Origin of the sequence: Aeromonas sp. ASNIH7, from assembly GCF_002903485.1 — a bacterium.
Lineage (GTDB): Bacteria > Pseudomonadota > Gammaproteobacteria > Enterobacterales > Aeromonadaceae > Aeromonas > Aeromonas caviae.
Genome location: NZ_CP026226.1, coordinates 561,324 through 577,695, shown reverse-complemented (window position 1 = coordinate 577,695; position 16,372 = coordinate 561,324). Strand labels below are relative to the sequence as shown.

Annotated in this window: 14 protein-coding genes; 10 read left to right on the top strand and 4 right to left on the bottom strand. The window is 63.6% G+C overall.

What is annotated here, in order from left to right:
- Nucleotides 1-115 precede the first annotated feature (115 nt).
- Both C2U47_RS23190 and C2U47_RS23185 read left to right on the top strand, forming a co-directional pair.
- Nucleotides 116-688 carry a hypothetical protein gene (locus tag C2U47_RS23190; protein WP_233735859.1) on the top strand — a complete coding sequence of 191 codons (573 nt, stop codon included), beginning with the start codon at nt 116-118 and terminating at the stop codon, nt 686-688.
- Entirely contained in the window at nt 673-1,272 is a 600-nt protein-coding gene (locus C2U47_RS23185; protein ID WP_233735858.1) for a GGDEF domain-containing protein, read from the top strand. Before C2U47_RS23190 ends, C2U47_RS23185 begins: the two co-directional genes overlap by 16 nt.
- A 24-nt stretch (nt 1,273-1,296) precedes the next feature.
- On the opposite strand, the gene nadK is transcribed toward C2U47_RS23185, so the two are convergent.
- Nucleotides 1,297-2,181 carry an NAD(+) kinase gene (gene nadK / locus C2U47_RS02555; protein ID WP_010673644.1) on the bottom strand — a complete coding sequence of 295 codons (885 nt, stop codon included), beginning with the start codon at nt 2,179-2,181 and terminating at the stop codon, nt 1,297-1,299.
- A 263-nt stretch (nt 2,182-2,444) separates the two neighbouring features.
- Here nadK and grpE point away from each other — a divergent pair, with 263 nt between their 5' ends.
- The 8 genes from grpE to C2U47_RS02515 all read left to right on the top strand — a co-directional run bounded on the left by grpE (nt 2,445) and on the right by C2U47_RS02515 (nt 13,350).
- Entirely contained in the window at nt 2,445-3,020 is a 576-nt protein-coding gene (grpE, locus tag C2U47_RS02550; RefSeq protein WP_029314044.1) for a nucleotide exchange factor GrpE, read from the top strand.
- Nucleotides 3,021-3,303: 283 nt separating this feature from the next.
- The gene (dnaK, locus tag C2U47_RS02545) at nt 3,304-5,232 is read left to right on the top strand and encodes a molecular chaperone DnaK (RefSeq protein WP_010673646.1); all 1,929 of its coding nucleotides are present in this window, start codon (nt 3,304-3,306) and stop codon (nt 5,230-5,232) included.
- A 254-nt stretch (nt 5,233-5,486) separates the two neighbouring features.
- Nucleotides 5,487-6,623 carry a molecular chaperone DnaJ gene (gene dnaJ, locus C2U47_RS02540; protein WP_010673647.1) on the top strand — a complete coding sequence of 379 codons (1,137 nt, stop codon included), beginning with the start codon at nt 5,487-5,489 and terminating at the stop codon, nt 6,621-6,623.
- 264 nt (nt 6,624-6,887) lie between these two features.
- Complete coding sequence (locus tag C2U47_RS02535; protein WP_103261433.1) at nt 6,888-8,378, top strand: carbohydrate porin; 1,491 nt, start codon at nt 6,888-6,890, stop codon at nt 8,376-8,378.
- 111 nt (nt 8,379-8,489) lie between these two features.
- On the top strand, nt 8,490-9,449 hold the full coding sequence (locus C2U47_RS02530) for an aminoimidazole riboside kinase (protein ID WP_103261432.1): 960 nt from the start codon (nt 8,490-8,492) through the stop codon (nt 9,447-9,449).
- Between the two features lie 83 nt (nt 9,450-9,532).
- Nucleotides 9,533-10,897, top strand: a complete 1,365-nt coding sequence (locus tag C2U47_RS02525) for a sucrose-specific PTS transporter subunit IIBC (RefSeq protein WP_041214803.1) — start codon at nt 9,533-9,535, stop codon at nt 10,895-10,897.
- Nucleotides 10,897-12,312, top strand: a complete 1,416-nt coding sequence (locus tag C2U47_RS02520) for a glycoside hydrolase family 32 protein (RefSeq protein WP_069785325.1) — start codon at nt 10,897-10,899, stop codon at nt 12,310-12,312. The genes C2U47_RS02525 and C2U47_RS02520 overlap by 1 nt, the downstream gene beginning before the upstream one ends.
- A gap of 27 nt (nt 12,313-12,339) precedes the next feature.
- Nucleotides 12,340-13,350: a substrate-binding domain-containing protein gene (locus C2U47_RS02515; RefSeq protein ID WP_041213247.1), complete on the top strand. Its 1,011-nt coding sequence runs from the start codon at nt 12,340-12,342 to the stop codon at nt 13,348-13,350.
- A gap of 77 nt (nt 13,351-13,427) precedes the next feature.
- On the opposite strand, the gene C2U47_RS02510 is transcribed toward C2U47_RS02515, so the two are convergent.
- From C2U47_RS02510 to C2U47_RS02500, 3 genes are all read right to left on the bottom strand, one after another.
- Nucleotides 13,428-14,156 carry an MgtC/SapB family protein gene (locus C2U47_RS02510; protein WP_041213246.1) on the bottom strand — a complete coding sequence of 243 codons (729 nt, stop codon included), beginning with the start codon at nt 14,154-14,156 and terminating at the stop codon, nt 13,428-13,430.
- 181 nt (nt 14,157-14,337) lie between these two features.
- Complete coding sequence (locus C2U47_RS02505; protein ID WP_041213245.1) at nt 14,338-14,712, bottom strand: hypothetical protein; 375 nt, start codon at nt 14,710-14,712, stop codon at nt 14,338-14,340.
- Between the two features lie 371 nt (nt 14,713-15,083).
- Complete coding sequence (locus tag C2U47_RS02500) at nt 15,084-16,355, bottom strand: NAD(P)/FAD-dependent oxidoreductase (RefSeq protein ID WP_039039227.1); 1,272 nt, start codon at nt 16,353-16,355, stop codon at nt 15,084-15,086.
- Nucleotides 16,356-16,372: the final 17 nt, after the last annotated feature.

Genomic DNA, 16,372 nt, shown 5'->3' with positions numbered 1-16,372 from the left:
TGCGAGAAGCCACCTTGAGGGGCTCTCTTGTGGTGAGTGGCTGGCTGAGACACACTCGAAACAGTCCTGGTTGAGCCTGGGCTGTGTACAGACCTCTTCGCAAGGATGCGTCAAGATGATCCATACCCCAACCCTGCTGCTGATCTCCCTGGCAATCAACCTGATGTCGGGGCTGATCATGTTGTTCATCCACTCCTTGAAGCCAGGTCGAGGCAACTTTCTGTACTGGTCCCTCTCCGCTTTTCTGTTCTCCCTCTCCATCCTGCTGCTCAGTCTGGGGGTGTTGGGTGGTCATCCGGCGCTGGGCATCCGGGTCGGCGGCCTGGTCTCGCTCATGAGCATCCTGCTGTTGCTCGCCGGTTTTTGTGCGCTTTACGAACGCGCATGGCATCCCCGTGCCGTGGGGGGAGGCGTGGCAGTGTTGCTGCTGCTCTATCTGGGACTGTCCAGCCTCGCCCCCGTGCGCATTGTGCTGGCCCTGATGGAGTCGATGTTGTACCTGTGGTGCGCCTGCCTCATCGTCTCTCTCGGCCGGCAACAGAAGCGGGTGCTCCATGCGGTGGCGCTCATTTACCTGCTGCATTTCACCATCCTGCTGAGCCAGGGGGGGCTGCTCTTGCTGGGAGTCGAAGGGCGGATGGGGGCGGAGGTTGGCTCGATCTCATCTTCTTCATGCACATGGTGCTGACCATCGGCTCGGTGTTGCTGCTGCCTCTGGTGGCCTATGTGGAGACGGAGGAGGCATTGCTGGCGCTCTCGGAGCGGGATCCCCTCACCGGGGTGCTTAATCGGCGCGGTCTCTTCAGGCAGGGGGAGGGGGCTACGCCTGGCCAGACGCGCTGCGTGGTGGTCCTGGACATCGATCACTTCAAGCGGGTCAACGACCAGTTTGGTCACGGCTGCGGGGATGAGGTCATTCGCTATGTGGCCGGGGTGCTGGTGGCCGAGGTACGCAAGGATGATCTGGTGGGGCGCATCGGTGGCGAGGAGTTCGCCATCATCATGGGAGGCGTGAGCGGCCAGATGGCCCACGACATCTGTGACCGGATCCGCCGCCAGATAGAGACGGGCTCCCGGCAGGGGGCCTGCCTGCCGTGCGAGGGGGTTACGGTGAGCATGGGGGTTGTGTGCGCCAGTGCCGAGGCTGACCTGGCACTGATGCTGACCAAAGCCGATGCTGCCATGTACCGGGTGAAGGAAGCGGGGCGAAACGGGGTGCATCTGGCATTCGAGCCGGCACTGCCTCGGCTGGTCGAAAGCAGCGAGGGGTAAACCCTCGCCACAGGTGTTGCCTGGCTAGAAGAGCTTGCTGCCCCAACCGAGCTTGTTGCGCAGCACGTGGAAGTAGCTGTAATCCAGCGGATGCACCAGATGAAGCTTGTGGCTGCTCTTCTTGATGAGGATCTCGTCCCCCGGGTGGACCGCCAGGGTGACCTGGCCGTCGCAGCTCACTTGCATGGCGTCGTCCTGGTTGTCTGGCGAGACCAGCAGCCGCACTTCGCTGTCCGCATCCAGCACGATGGGGCGGCTGCTCAGGGTGTGCGGGAACATGGGCACCAGCGTGATGGCGTTGAGTTTGGGGGTGAGAATGGCGCCCCCTGCCGACAGGGAGTAGGCGGTGGAGCCGGTGGGTGTCGCCACTATGATGCCATCCGAGCGCTGGCTGTACATGAAGCTGCCGTCGATGTAGACCTCGAATTCGATCATGTGGGCGATCTTGCCCGGGTGAAGCACCGCCTCGTTGACCGCGAGGTTGCTCGACTTGCGCTCCCCGTGGCGATAGACGGCGGCCTCCAGCAGGAAGCGATGCTCGCTCTTGAAGTGACCCGAGAGCACCTGCTCCAGGGGCAGCAGATAATCCTGGGGCGAGAGATCGGTCAGGAAGCCGAGGTTGCCCCGGTTCACCCCGATCACCGCCACATCGAACCGTGACAGCACCCGGGCGGCCCCCAGCATGTTGCCGTCACCGCCGACGACGATGGCGAGATCCGCCTGCTCGCCGAGTTGCACCAGATCCATCACGTTCTCCCCGAGCAGCCCCAGGGTATGGGCCACCCGGCTCTCCAGCAACACACGAAAGCCGCGGCTGGTCAGGTACTGATACAGGCCGGTCAGGGTCTGGTTGGCCCCCTCGTGATGGGGCTTGCCGATGAGGGCAACGGTTTTGAACGGAGAATCCATAGGTTATCGGGTCTGGGAGAGTCTTGGGGGGAGTATACCGCGCTTTGCCGGGGATTTGTCTGCCTCCGTGGCGGTTGGTGCAATCGGCCCCGAAAAGGAGCTGCCTGGCACGCGGATGGGCGCCATTGTGCCCGATCTGCCCTTTTCCCCTTGAAAGCCGGGGCTGTGTCCCCATAATAGCGCCAACACAGGGTCTGCTGGCGCGTGTCGCTTGTCTGAACGCCAGCCACCCTCACACGCAACCCCTGAATATTGGAGATGTCATGAGCCACGAAGAACAAAAGGTTGAAGCGATGGAGCAAGTGGAAGCCCAGCCAGTCGAGCCGACCGATGTAGACAGTGAAGTGACAGCCGAGCAGGCCCGCATCGCCGAGCTGGAGGCCCAGCTGGAGGCGGCCCAGCAGGCCTCCCTGGAAGAGCGCGAGCGCGCCATTCGCGCCGTCGCCGAGATGGAGAACCTGCGTCGCCGTGCCGCTCAGGACGTGGAGAAAGCCCACAAGTTTGCACTGGAGAAGTTCGCCGCAGAGCTCTTGCCGGTGCTGGACAACCTGGAGCGCGCCATCGAGCTGGCGGACAAGGAGAACGACACCCTCAAGCCGATGATTGAAGGGGTCGAGCTGACCCTGAAATCCATGCAGAGCGGCGTGGCCAAGTTCGGCCTGGTGGCGCTGGACCCGACCAACCAGCCGTTCGACCCCAATGCCCACCAGGCCATGAGCATGGTGCCCAGTGCCGACGTGGCGCCAAACACCGTGATCGCCGTGATGCAGAAGGGCTACGAGCTCAACGGCCGCGTCATCCGCCCGGCCATGGTGATGGTCTCCAAGTCCGCTGACTGATCACGCTGTTCTCACCAAGCCCGCCGCTTGGCGGGCTTTTTGTTGGATGTGGCGCCAAAAGACGTGTCTGGCGTCATTTGGCTGTCAGGTGGCCTGTATGCAGGTTTTTTCAGGGCCGGACTTGAAGCGCTGACTTGAGACCCCATATAGGTTGCAAGGCCACGGCGGCACAAAAAATTTGATGCCGGGAGCTTGAAAGCCACAGTGGCAGGCCCCACCTAGCCGTTAACGTATCAAGGCGAGCCCCTCGCCAGTTTATTCAAAGTATTTGGAGATTCGTCAAATGGGTAAAATCATCGGTATTGACCTGGGTACTACCAACTCCTGCGTCGCTATTCTGGATGGCGACCATGCTCGCGTGATCGAGAACGCGGAAGGCGACCGTACTACTCCGTCCATCATTGCCTATGCCGATGACGGCGAAATCCTGGTTGGTCAGCCGGCCAAGCGCCAAGCCATCACCAACCCGAAGAACACGCTGTTCGCCATCAAGCGTCTGATCGGCCGTCGTTTCGAAGATGACGAAGTACAACGTGACCTGAAAATCATGCCGTACGCCATCGCCAAGGCCGACAACGGTGACGCCTGGGTTGAAGTGAAAGGCAAGAAGATGGCACCGCCGCAGATCTCTGCCGAAGTGCTGAAAAAGATGAAGAAGACCGCCGAGGACTACCTGGGCGAGCCGGTGACCGAAGCCGTCATCACCGTACCGGCCTACTTCAACGACGCTCAGCGTCAGGCCACCAAGGATGCCGGTCGCATCGCCGGTCTGGATGTAAAACGCATCATCAACGAACCGACTGCTGCGGCTTTCGCCTACGGCGTCAACAAGGTCAAGGGTGAGCGCAAGGTTGCCGTGTATGACTTAGGGGGCGGTACCTTCGATATCTCCATCATCGAGATCGACGAAGTCGAAGGGGAAACCACCTTCGAAGTGCTGGCAACCAACGGTAACACCCACCTGGGTGGTGAAGACTTCGACAACCGCGTCATCAACTACCTGGTTGACGAGTTCAAGCGCGAGCAGGGCATCGACCTGCGCAACGACCAGCTGGCCCTGCAGCGTCTGAAAGATGCCGCCGAAAAAGCCAAGATCGAGCTCTCTTCTGCCCAGCAGACCGACGTCAACCTGCCGTACATCACTGCAGATGCCACCGGTCCGAAGCACATGAACATCAAGGTGACCCGCGCCAAGCTGGAATCCCTGGTGGAAGACATGGTGAAAGACTCCCTGGAGCCGGTTCGTGTCGCCCTGAAAGACTCCGGTCTGGCGGTTGGCGAGATCGACGACGTCATCCTGGTGGGCGGTCAGACCCGTATGCCGCTGGTTCAAAAGACCGTGGCCGACTTCTTCGGCAAAGAGCCGCGCAAAGACGTCAACCCGGACGAAGCCGTGGCCATGGGTGCTGCCATCCAGGGTGCCGTGCTGTCCGGTGACAAGACCGACGTACTGCTGCTGGACGTGACTCCGCTCTCCCTGGGGATCGAAACCATGGGCAGCGTGATGACCGCGCTCATCGAGAAGAACACCACCATTCCGACCAAGAAGTCCCAGGTGTTCTCCACCGCCGAAGACAACCAGTCTGCCGTGACCATTCACGTGCTGCAGGGTGAGCGCAAGCGCGCCAGCGACAACAAGTCCCTGGGCCAGTTCAACCTGGAAGGCATCCGCCCGGCACCGCGCGGTCTGCCGCAGATCGAAGTGACCTTCGACATCGACGCCAACGGCATCCTGCACGTCTCCGCCAAAGACAAGGAGACCAACAAGGAGCAGAAGATCACCATCCAGGCCTCTTCCGGTCTGTCTGATGACGAGATCGAACGCATGGTACGCGAAGCCGAAGCCAACGCGGCCGAGGACAAGAAGTTCGAAGAGCTGGTGCAGGCCCGCAACCAGGCTGACGGTCTGGTCCACTCCGTGCGCAAGCAGGTCACCGAAGCCGGTGAAGCCCTGCCTGCCGACGAGAAGACCAAGATCGAGACTGCCCTGAGCGAGCTGGAATCCGCCATCAAGGGTGACGACAAGGCTGCCATCGAAGCCAAGCAGCAAGCGCTGCTGGAAGCGTCCCAGAAGCTGATGGAAATTGCCCAGCAGCAGGCTCAGGCGCAAGGCGCCGCCGGTGCTGACGCCGGTCAGTCCTCCTCTTCTGCCAAGGCTGACGACGACGTGGTCGACGCCGAGTTCGAAGAAGTGAAAGACGACAAGAAGTAAGCCCGACCCGGATGGGCGAAGTCCGCTTCGCCCATCGGCTCAGAATCTGTTCACGGTCTGTCGCGAGAGGCCGTCAGCAAGGTAAAGAGCAGCGCAGGAACCAGAGCGTATAGATATACGTGAGGATTCCGAGCAGCACATGAGCCTTGATCACGGCTTCGTAGTAAGAGTGTGAGCAGATTCGTCAATGAATTTACGGGCGTTGGGTAACCAACGCCCGTCTGCGTAACTGCTGATATAGCAACAGGATGAGTATGTCGAAGCGCGATTTCTACGAAGTGCTCGGGGTATCGAAAGGTGCCGACGAGCGCGAGATCAAGAAGGCGTACAAGCGTCTGGCCATGAAGTATCACCCGGATCGCAACCAGGGTGATGCCGGGGCTGAAGAGAAGTTCAAAGAGGTCAAGGAAGCCTACGAGGTCCTGACCGACGAGAACCTGCGTGCCCGTTATGACCAGTACGGTCATGCCGGGGTGGATCCGAGCCAGGGTGGCGGCCACGGCGGCTTTGGCGGTGGTGCCGATTTCGGCGACATCTTCGGCGACGTGTTTGGCGACATCTTCGGTGGTCGCGGGGGCGGTCGTCGCGGCCCGGCCCGTGGTGCCGATCTGCGCTACAACATGGAGCTGACGCTGGAAGAGGCGGTGCGCGGGGTCTCCAAGGAGATCAAGATCCCGACCCAGGTCCACTGCGAAGTCTGCAACGGCTCCGGTGCCCATACCGGCAGCCAGGCCCAGACCTGCCCCACCTGCCACGGCTCCGGCCAGGTGCAGATGCGCCAGGGCTTCTTCGCGGTGCAGCAGCCTTGCCCCCACTGTCACGGTCGCGGCAAGATCATCAAGGATCCGTGCCGCAAGTGCCATGGGGAAGGGCGCTACCAGAAGACCAAGACCCTGTCGGTCAAGATCCCGGCCGGGGTCGATACCGGGGATCGCATCCGTCTCTCCGGCGAAGGGGAAGCGGGGGAAACCGGCGCATCGGCGGGGGATCTGTACGTACAGGTTCACGTGCGCGAGCACGAGATCTTCGTCCGTGACGGCAACGACCTCTACTGCGAAGTGCCCATCAGCTTCACCACGGCAGCGCTCGGCGGGGAGATTGAAGTGCCGACCCTGGATGGCCGGGTCAAGCTCAAGGTGACCCCGGAGACCCAGACCGGCAAGCTGTTCCGCCTGCGGGGCAAGGGCGTCAAGTCCGTGCGCTCCGGCCAGGTGGGGGATCTGATGTGCAAGGTGGTGATCGAGACTCCGGTCAAGCTGACCGAGACCCAGAAAGATCTGCTGCGCCAGCTGGACGACTCCTTCAGCGGCGCTGCTGCCAAGACCCACAAGCCGAAATCCGAGGGCTTCTTCGAAGGGGTGAAACGCTTCTTCGACGACCTGACCAAATAAACGCGACCCGCGTTACCCAAGCCGGCACGGATGTGCCGGCTTTTTTTTGCCCGCCATCTGGCCTGGATCCCCCCTTATTGAGTGGATCCCGATGAGGGATCCTCCTCACAACTTCCACCAATTCCCCCTGTACAAATGTTATCCCGCTCACACTCCTGCTGAAACGGTTTAGCTGGCGTATTGAGTCAGCTAAAGCGGTTTAGCTATCCTCGGCTCGTCAACAACAACAGAGCCCGGACGGGCGACAGAAGACAGGTGAGGACGATGACGATGTTCAAGAGCAAGTTGGCGCTGGCCGTGGCGCTGGGATTGGGAATGAGCAGCCCGCTGTGGGCGGCGGATGGTGGTATCGAGGCTCGTCTGGCGGCGCTGGAGGCGCGGGTGCAGGCGGCCGAGGCGCGTGCCACCGCTGCCGAAGCGCGGGCCGATGAGGCCCAGAGCAAGGCAAACGAAGCCCGCGAGACGGCCGTGGTGGCCAAGGCTCAGAGCGAGAAGGTGGACAAGCAGACTGCCGGGGCCCAGGGCTTCGAGTTCCACGGCTATGCCCGCTCGGGCCTGCTGGTGAACGGCAACGGCAATGGTGGCCGCGGCGGCCCCTACATCACCCCGGCCGGCTCGGTGGGCGGCGCCGTGGGTCGCCTTGGCAACGAGGATGACACCTACATGGAGGCCAACCTGCTGAAGACCCAGACCTTCGACGATGGCAGCTGGGCCCGCTACAAGCTGATGCTGGCGGACGGGGTGGAGACCAGCAACGACTGGACCGCCAGCGATTCCAGCCTCAACACCCGCCAGGTGTTTGCCGAAATCGGCGATCTGGCGAGCTTCAGCGGTCCTTTCCAGCACTCGGTGCTCTGGGCGGGCAAGCGCTTTGACCGGGACAACTTCGACATCCACTGGCTCGACTCGGACGTGGTCTTCCTGGCCGGTACCGGCGGCGGCGTCTACGACGTGCAGCTGGCCGACAGCTGGAAGGCGAACTTCTCCCTCTACGGGCGCGACTACGGCGACATCAGCGCGAGCGGTCTCTCCGACATCGAGAGCTACATCCTCACCATGAACAACCGCGTTGGCAACTGGCAGTGGATGCTGAACGGCCTCTCCGCCAAGGACAACGAGGCGCGCATCAACGACGGCGGCACGGGCAGCGAAGCGGCGAACAAGGGGGCCCACACCCTGGTGGCCTACCACGCCGACAGCTTCTTTGGCATCAACCCCGGTTTCTCCAAGGCGGCGGTGCTGTATGGCCACGGTCTGGGTGCCGAGCTCAAGGGGCTGGGCTCCGACAGCGAGCTGCTGCCGGATGCCGATGCGGTGCGGGTCGCCGTGTTTGGCGCCACCGATCTTGCGCCCCGCTGGCGTGTGGCCCCGGCCCTGCTGGCCGAGCACAGCCAGGATCGTTACGTGAAAGGGGACGAGTACCGCTGGGTGACCCTCAATGGCCGCCTGGCCCAGGTGCTGAGCCAGAACGTCGAGCTGGTTTACGAGGCGACCTGGCAGTACATGGACCTCGATCCCAAGGGCTACAAGGGTCGTCAGGCGGTGAGCGGCGATTTCACCAAGCTCACCTTCGCGCCGACCTTCAAGGCGCAGACCGCCGGCTTCTTCGAGCGGCCCGAGCTTCGGGTGTTCGCCACCTGGATGGACTGGTCCTCCGAGCTCGACAACTACGCCAGCTCCGATGCCATGGGCCAGAGCAACTTCACCGCCGGGGGCGAGTGGAACTTTGGCGTGCAGATGGAAACCTGGTTCTAGTTCGTTATCCCGATCACAAAAATGGCAGGCGGCCCCGGGATCTGTTGGTTAGCTAAAACGGTTTAGCTGATAATACTGACCCAGAACCCGGGGCTGACCCCGGCAAATCCTGTGCAGCAGTGGAGTAGCAACAAGGTGACGAATCGTGTGTGGGTAATGGGGGATGCGGTAGTGGACTTGATCCCGGAAGGGGAGCAGCACTACCTCAAGTGTCCGGGTGGCGCACCGGCCAACGTAGCGGTGGGCGTTGCCCGGCTCGGCGGGGAGTCGGCTTTCATTGGCCGGGTCGGCGCGGATCCCTTCGGCCGCTTCATGGGGGAGACCCTGGCCAGGGAGGGGGTCGACATTCGCCACCTGATCCAGGATCCGGCCCATCGCACCAGCACGGTGCTGGTGGATCTCGATGAAGCGGGGGAGCGCAGCTTCACCTTCATGGTGCGCCCCAGTGCCGATCAGTTCCTGAGCCACGCCGATCTGCCGGTCTTCCAGGCCGGGCAGTGGCTGCTGACCTGCTCCATTGCGCTCGCCAACGAGCCGGTGCGCAGCAGTTGTCTGCAAGCCATGGCGACCATCCGTGCCGTCGGGGGGCGGGTCTGCTTCGACCCCAACCTGAGGCCAGAGGTGTGGGGCAACCCTGCCGAGATGCTGCCCGTGGTGCGCGAGGCCATGGCCCTCGCAGACGTGGTCAAGCTCTCGGTGGAGGAGCTGCAACTGCTGAGCGGTCTGGACGATCTGGCGGCGGGGCTTGCCACTCTTTCAGGCCCGGCACTGGTGCTGGTGACCCGGGGGGCGGGGGGCGTGGTGGCCCGTCTGGGTGGCGAGTTGCTGGAGTGGGTGGGGCCCAAAGTGACGCCACTCGATACCACTGGGGCGGGGGACGCCTTCGTCGCCGGGCTGCTGGCGGCCTTGGCCGAACGGACCTCGCTGCCGACGCTGGCCGAGCTGCCCGCCATTTTGGCTCAGGCCCACGGCTGCGGGGCGCTCGCCACCACCGCCAAGGGGGCGATGACGGCACTGCCCACCCGCACCCGGCTGGATGAATTTTTGCGATCAGGCGCAGACGGCTGTTGATCTGCGGCTAGAAGCCCGGCTCGACAGCCCCTACTCTCATGTGACAAGGGCCCGCCAGCGTGGCGGGTCATAAGAGGAAGAATATGAATATCAGTGCGATAGCCCAGGATCTGGTGCCCCTGCTCGGGGGCAAGGAGAACATCGTCAGCGCCGCCCACTGCGCCACCCGGCTGCGGCTGGTGCTGGCGGACGACAGCAAGGTGAACAAGGCCGCCATCGACAAGCTGGAGGGGGTCAAGGGGTGCTTCAGCAACGCTGGCCAGATCCAGGTCATTTTCGGCACCGGCCTGGTCAACAAGGTCTATGCGGAGTTCGTCACCCTGACCGGGACCGGCACCGCCAGCAAGGCGGAGCTGACCGACATGGCGACGGCCAAGCTCAACGTGGCCCAGCGTCTGGCGCGGACCCTCTCCAACATCTTCGTGCCCATCATTCCGGCCATCGTCGCCTCCGGTCTGCTGATGGGGCTGCTCGGCATGGTGCGCACCTACGGCTGGGTCAACGCCGACAGCGCCCTGTTCGTCATGCTCGACATGTTCAGCTCGGCAGCCTTCATCATCCTGCCGATCCTCATCGGCTTTACGGCGGCGCGGGAGTTTGGCGGCAATCCGTACCTCGGGGCGACCCTTGGCGGCATCCTCACCCACCCGGCCCTGACCAACGCCTGGGGCGTGGCCGGGGGCTTCAAGACCATGGACTTCTTCGGCCTGGATGTCGCCATGATCGGCTACCAGGGCACCGTCTTCCCGGTGCTCTTGGCGGTCTGGTTCATGTCCCACCTGGAGAAGCAGCTGCGCAAGCGCATCCCTGACGCACTGGATCTCATCCTCACCCCGTTTTTGACCGTCATCATCACCGGCTTCGTGGCGCTGCTTTTCATCGGCCCCGCCGGACGGGTGCTGGGGGATGGCATCTCGTTCGGTCTGAGCGCCCTCTATGAGCAGGCAGGCTGGCTGGCGGGTCTGGTGTTTGGCGGGACTTATTCCCTTATCGTCATCACCGGCATCCACCACAGCTTCCACGCCATCGAGGCGGGGCTGCTGGCCAACCCTGCCATCGGCGTCAACTTCCTGCTGCCCATCTGGGCCATGGCCAACGTGGCCCAGGGTGGGGCTTGCCTCGCGGTCTACTTCAAGACCCGCGATGTGAAGATCAAGGCCATCACGGTGCCGGCGGCCATGTCCTGCCTGCTCGGCATCACCGAGGCGGCGATCTTCGGGGTCAACCTGCGCTACATCAAGCCCTTCCTGGCCGGTCTGTTCGGCGGGGCCTGCGGCGGCGCCTACGTGGTGGCGGCCAAGGTCGGCATGACGGCGGTGGGCCTGACCGGCATCCCGGGCATGGCCATCGTCCAGCCCATGAGCCTCATCCACTACGTCATCGGTCTGGTGATCGCCTTTGGCGCCGCTTTCGCTGCCTCCTACCTGCTCAAGTACAAGGTGGAGTGATGAAGGAAAGCCATCTCCTGAACCAGGTTGTCCGGTCCCTGCTGGCCGGACAGCTCAAGGCGGCGGCCGATCCCCATCGGCCCCGCTGGCATCTGGCAGCCCCGGTGGGGCTGCTCAACGATCCCAACGGCTTCATCGAGCACGACGGGCGCTACCATCTTTTCTACCAGTGGAACCCGCTCGGTTGCGAGCACCGCAACAAGGGCTGGGGGCATGTCACCTCCACCGATCTGCTGCACTGGCAGCACGAGCCGGTGGCGCTGCTGCCCACCGAGGCCTATGAGAGCCACGGCTGCTATTCGGGCTCGGCGGTGAGCGACGAGCAGGGGAGTCTGACCCTTATCTACACCGGCAACGTCAAATACCCGGACGGCAGCCGCACCGCCTACCAGTGTCTGGCCCGCGCCGACGGTGCGGGGGGCTTTGCCAAGCTGGGCCCTGTGCTGGACCTGCCCGCAGGCTACAGCGGCCATGTGCGCGACCCCAAGGTGTGGCACGACGGTCGGCAGTGGCTGATGGTGCTGGGGGCCCGCACCCTGGACGATCGGGGTGAGGTGCTGCTCTATCGCGGTGACACCCTGGATGCCTGGACGCTGGTGGGTTCCATCGCCGGCAGCGGGCGCGGCGGTCTCGGGGAGTTTGGCTATATGTGGGAGTGCCCGGACCTCTTCCCCCTGGGAGATCGCCATGTGCTGATCAGCTGCCCGCAGGGGATTGCCCCGCAGGGAGAGGATTATCGCAACCTCTACCAGTGCGGCTGGCTGGCGGGTGACTTCGACGGGACGCATTTCGCCCACGGGGCTTTCCATGAACTGGACCGGGGATTCGAGTTCTATGCCCCCCAGACTACCCAGGACAGCCAGGGGCGGCGCCTGCTGTTCGGTTGGCTGGGCTTGCCGGAGGAGAACGAGATGAGCCAGCCCACTCTCGAGCACGGCTGGATCCACCAGATGAGCTGCCCGCGGGAGCTGTTCTGGCAGGATGAGTGGCTCTGCCAGCGGCCGGTGGCTGAGCTGGGCGCCCTGAAAGGGGAGCAGACCCGCTTCGAGGGGGCGCCGGATGAGCTGCCTGCACTGGCCATCGACTCGGCCTGGCTCGATCTGGCGTTGTGCGGTGAAGGGCGCCTCGGGTTCGGGGCCGTGGTCGAGCTGTGCTGGCAGCCGGGGCGTCTTGTGCTGCGTCGCCAGAACTGGCAGAGCGGGGAGTGGGAGGAGCGAAGCGCCCCCTGGCTTGGGGGCAAGATCACCGTCTTGTGTGACCGCTCCAGCCTGGAGTGCTTCGTCGATGGCGGGCGCCAGAGCTTGTCGACCCGTTACTTCCCCGGCGAAAACCCAGTACTTTCCGCACGTTGCGGTGGTGATGGCAGCAAAATTTGCCTCGATCACTGGCCGCTGGCGACCTGCCTAGTACAATAGCCCGGTCTCAGTGTGCCGGGAGGTCAGGTGGAGAAGAAGAAACGGATCACGATTGCCCAGATAGCCACGCTTGCGGGGGTCTCCAAGGCCACCGCCAGTCTGGTGCTCAACGGCAAGAGTGCGGAATACCGCATCGCCGACGATACCCGCAAGCGGATCCAGGCGGTGGCGGACGAGTGCCACTATCAGCCGAGCATCCACGCCCGCTCCCTGCGGGAGGTGCGCAGCTACACCTGGGGGCTGGTGATCCCCGACCTCACCAACTTCGGCTTCGCCAGCATCGCCCGTGCCCTGGAGGCCCGCTGTCGGGAGGCGGGGATCCAGCTGCTCATCGCCTGCTCCGAGGATGATCCCACCCTGGAGCAGCGGGTGGTGGACAACCTCATCAGCCGTCAGGTGGATGGCCTCATCGTCGCCTCCAGCGGCCACAGTGACGACATCTATGCCCGCATCCACGACCGCTTGCCGGTGGTGCAGCTCGACCGCCACATCGGTGAGTCGCGCCTGCCCATGGTGATCTCGGACGCCTGCAAGGCTACCGCCGAGCTGGTGCAGGATATGGCCGAGGATTGCGGGGAGGAGATCTACTACTTCGGCGGTCTGCTGGATCTCTCCCCCAGCCGCCACCGGCTGGCGGGTTACGAGCTCGGATTGCACCGGGCCGGGCTGGAGGCCACTTCAGACCGGGTCCGCCACCGTGACTACCAGCCGAGCTCGGGCTATCAGCTGATGTCTGAGCTGGTGGACGAACTCGGGGCACCGCCGAAGGGGCTTTTTACCGCCTCTTTCACCCTGCTGGAGGGGGTGCTGCGCTACCTCAACGAGGCGGAACTGATGGAGACCGGCATGCGCCTGTGTACCTTCGACGATCACGATCTGCTCGACTGCATCCCCATGCGCATCGATTCCGTGGCCCAGGATTGCCCGGCCCTGGCCCGGGCCGCCTTCGAGATGATGCAGCAACTCATCGCGGGCAATCCCCCTGCCCAGACCGCCCAGGTCATTAACCCCAGGGTGCGCTGGCGCAGCCGCCGCTAGGCACACGGCTTCCCTTTCCTGTGAAAAGCCCCGCCGGGTCCGGCGGGGCTTTTTGTGCTGCGTCTGGTATGAGGGCGTCAATCGGTGATGCTGGCCCGCCAGAAGATCTGCTTGATGTGAGGGTGCTCCCCGAGCGTGTTCATCAGGGCATCGAGCTTGGTGCCATCGATGGCGGTGGCGAGCAGCGCCGCCGAGATCTCGAGATCCTGATCGCCGAAGGGGGTGATGTCGAGCTCGCTCAGGGGGTAGTGGGCCTGCTCCAGCATCTGCTCGAGCCAGGGCAGTACCTCCTTCTGGTGAGCGCGGCCGATGAGAGCGGTCACGTGATAGGTCACTTCGGTGTCCATGTTGTCCACCGGGTCACGGTTTATCTGGTTGACCAGGGGACGCAGCAGGGTGTTGGCGGCCAGCACGAAGAGGGCGCCGAGGATGGCCTCCAGGGCGAACCCGGCGCCGCAGGCGGCCCCGACCGCGGCCACGCCCCACAGGGTGGCCGCTGTGTTGATGCCCCGGATGTTGCCGGATTCCCGCATGATGACGCCGGCGCCGAGAAAACCGATGCCGGAGACGATGTAGGCCACCACGTGGACGACCCCGTAACTGCCGCCATGCAGGTCATAGATGCGCTGGGCCAGGTTGACGAACAGGGCCGCCCCCACGGCGACCAGCACGTTGGTGCGAAGGCCGGCGGTGCGCTGGCGGTACTGGCGCTCCAGGCCGACCAGGCTGCCCAGCACGAAGGCGAGCAGCAGGCTGGCCAGGGTGTCGAGCAGGGCGAGAAAATCGAGTTGTTGCCACATTCTCATGAAGGGTCTCCTTCTGGGGATGCCGACCAGCCTGCTCCCCCGGGTTGCGTGAGAGACGGGGGGCAAGGTCGACATCGTGGTGAATGCAAGGGCGCGACCCGCCTCCTGACGGAGCGGGATGGCGCAGAACAGGGTACAGGCCCTTCACGGTTGCCCGGGAAGGACCCGCCTCATTCGAGGGTCAATGCCTGGTGGCGTCGTCCCCGGCGCGGGGGCGCAGTTCCCAGCGTACCGGGTGGACAGCCCCGACCTGGTGGATGAACTGCACCAGATAGCGGCGCTGGGGCGGCGTGCAGTAGAGGCTCAGCACCAGCACGCGGCCTTCACCGCGCCCGGGCTTCATGGACTGCAGGGGACTGAGTCCGGCCGGTTGCAGGGTGTGGCTCACCGCCGCCAGCACCTGCTCCATGTCGGCTCTGTCTTCGCAGCGGATGTGCAGCCGATAGAGGTGCTGACGCCGTCTGCCACGTTGCCAGAGTGGTCGCAGGCCCCGTCCCAGTCTGCTCAGCAGGGAAGGGGATTTGTCAGCGACAGAGTTGTTTGAAATCAAGCGCATAGCAGCCTCCTTTTGGGAAGCAGAAACTATGCAGGCAAGGTGTCGGGGGATGAGTCCGCGTCACCTGACGTCAAGTGTGAAAAGCGGGGAAAAGAGGGATCCACTTCTCGCAGGGTGGCGAGTCGCGGCAGAGAATAACCTGCGGCTAGCTCGCGACCAGGGTGCCGACGACAAGGGTCGGCGTGCGTCTGTCACTTGATGAGTTGCCCACCGATGGTCTCCGCTAGTGATAAAGAGGCGACATGGTAGCCGATACGGCGGCCTGGGTAAACCCCGAGCCCTTGATAGCAACATATTGAAACATAATAAAAAAGAGATGAAAGCGCCGGTGAAGGGAGCCCTCTTCCCTTCACCGGCGGGCCCTTGGGGGGTTACCGGGTCTTGTCGATGCCCAGGTATTTGAGCATCAGTTTTTCATAGATGGGTTCGGTGTCGCCCACCTGCATCTTGTGCAGGAAATACTTCTCGAACGCTATCTTGGCCAGGTGGACCCACTTCCCTTTCTTGAACCAGGCGACGTTGCGCGGCGGGATCTGCGGCATGGCCACGAAGGCGGCCCCTGTGTCCCCCATGTCCGCCAGACAGATGGCATTCCACACCGCCCGGGTGACCGGGGGCTGGCCGTCCAGCTCCGCCTTGATGTTGTGGCTTAAGGTGCGCACCATGGCCTCGATCATGTAGCCGGTCTTGGGCACCCCGGTCGGTACCGGCGTCTTGTGCTGGGGCGGGATGGCGATGCAGACACCGGCGGCGTAAATCTGCGGGAAGACAGGGTTGCGCTGGTGTTCGTCGACGATGACGAACCCGCGGGGATTGACCAGCCCCTCGAGGCCCCGCAGGGGGCTGATGCCGGCGAAGGCGGGCAGCATCATGGCATGCTTGTAGGGGAGGCTGTGGGTGCGCTTGACGTTGCCATCTTCATCCAGCTCCTCCACCGTCATCACCCCATCCCTGGCCGCCACGGTGCGGGCATTGCAGATCCATTGCATGTCGCGCATGCGCAGCTCGCTCTCCAGCATGCCCTTGGAATCCCCCACGCCGTTGAGGCCGAGGTGACCGATGTAGGGTTCGCTGGTGACGAAGGTCATGGGCACGTCCTTTCTCACCTTCTTGTCGCGCAGGTGGCGATCGAGGATGAAGGCGTATTCGTAGGCCGGGCCGAAGCAGGAGGCGCCGGGCATGGCACCGACGATCACCGGACCCGGTTCGTCGAGCAGCCCGTTGACACTGTGCAGGCACTCCTCTGCGTGGGAGAGGGTACAGACGCTGGCGGTGCCGCCCGCCGTCGGGCCTGCTCCCTGCACCTCTTCAAAGGCGAGTGCGGGGCCGGTGCAGAGCACCAGAAAGTCGTAGTGCAGGTGCTGGCCATCGGAGAGGCGGATCTGCTGTTCGAGGGGTTGCAACCCGGTCAGGGCGGCGTGGATGAAGCGGATCCCCTTCTTCTTCACATGAGGCTCTATGGGGAGGGAGATATCCTTGCGCTCTCGCCACCGGACCGCAATCCACGGGTTCGAAGGGTTGAATTCAAAGTCGGGTTTGTCGTTCACCAGGATGACGTCGTGCTGCTTGCCGAGTTCGGCTTTGAGCTCGTAGGCGGCCGACATGCCCCCCAACCCTGCCCCGATGATGATGATGGTTGCCATAATGAGCCTCCGCTCTA

Bases quoted from the DNA above. Each gene is read 5' to 3' on its own strand.
- dnaJ (WP_010673647.1), top strand. From the start codon at position 5,487: ATGTCGAAGCGCGATTTCTACGAAGTGCTCGGGGTATCGAAAGGTGCC.
- C2U47_RS02525 (WP_041214803.1), top strand. From the start codon at position 9,533: ATGAATATCAGTGCGATAGCCCAGGATCTGGTGCCCCTGCTCGGGGGC.
- C2U47_RS02520 (WP_069785325.1), top strand. From the start codon at position 10,897: ATGAAGGAAAGCCATCTCCTGAACCAGGTTGTCCGGTCCCTGCTGGCC.
- C2U47_RS02535 (WP_103261433.1), top strand. From the start codon at position 6,888: ATGACGATGTTCAAGAGCAAGTTGGCGCTGGCCGTGGCGCTGGGATTG.
- C2U47_RS23185 (WP_233735858.1), top strand. From the start codon at position 673: ATGCACATGGTGCTGACCATCGGCTCGGTGTTGCTGCTGCCTCTGGTG.
- C2U47_RS02505 (WP_041213245.1), bottom strand. From the start codon at position 14,712: ATGCGCTTGATTTCAAACAACTCTGTCGCTGACAAATCCCCTTCCCTG.
- nadK (WP_010673644.1), bottom strand. From the start codon at position 2,181: ATGGATTCTCCGTTCAAAACCGTTGCCCTCATCGGCAAGCCCCATCAC.
- dnaK (WP_010673646.1), top strand. From the start codon at position 3,304: ATGGGTAAAATCATCGGTATTGACCTGGGTACTACCAACTCCTGCGTC.
- C2U47_RS23190 (WP_233735859.1), top strand. From the start codon at position 116: ATGATCCATACCCCAACCCTGCTGCTGATCTCCCTGGCAATCAACCTG.
- C2U47_RS02510 (WP_041213246.1), bottom strand. From the start codon at position 14,156: ATGAGAATGTGGCAACAACTCGATTTTCTCGCCCTGCTCGACACCCTG.
- grpE (WP_029314044.1), top strand. From the start codon at position 2,445: ATGAGCCACGAAGAACAAAAGGTTGAAGCGATGGAGCAAGTGGAAGCC.
- C2U47_RS02500 (WP_039039227.1), bottom strand. From the start codon at position 16,355: ATGGCAACCATCATCATCATCGGGGCAGGGTTGGGGGGCATGTCGGCC.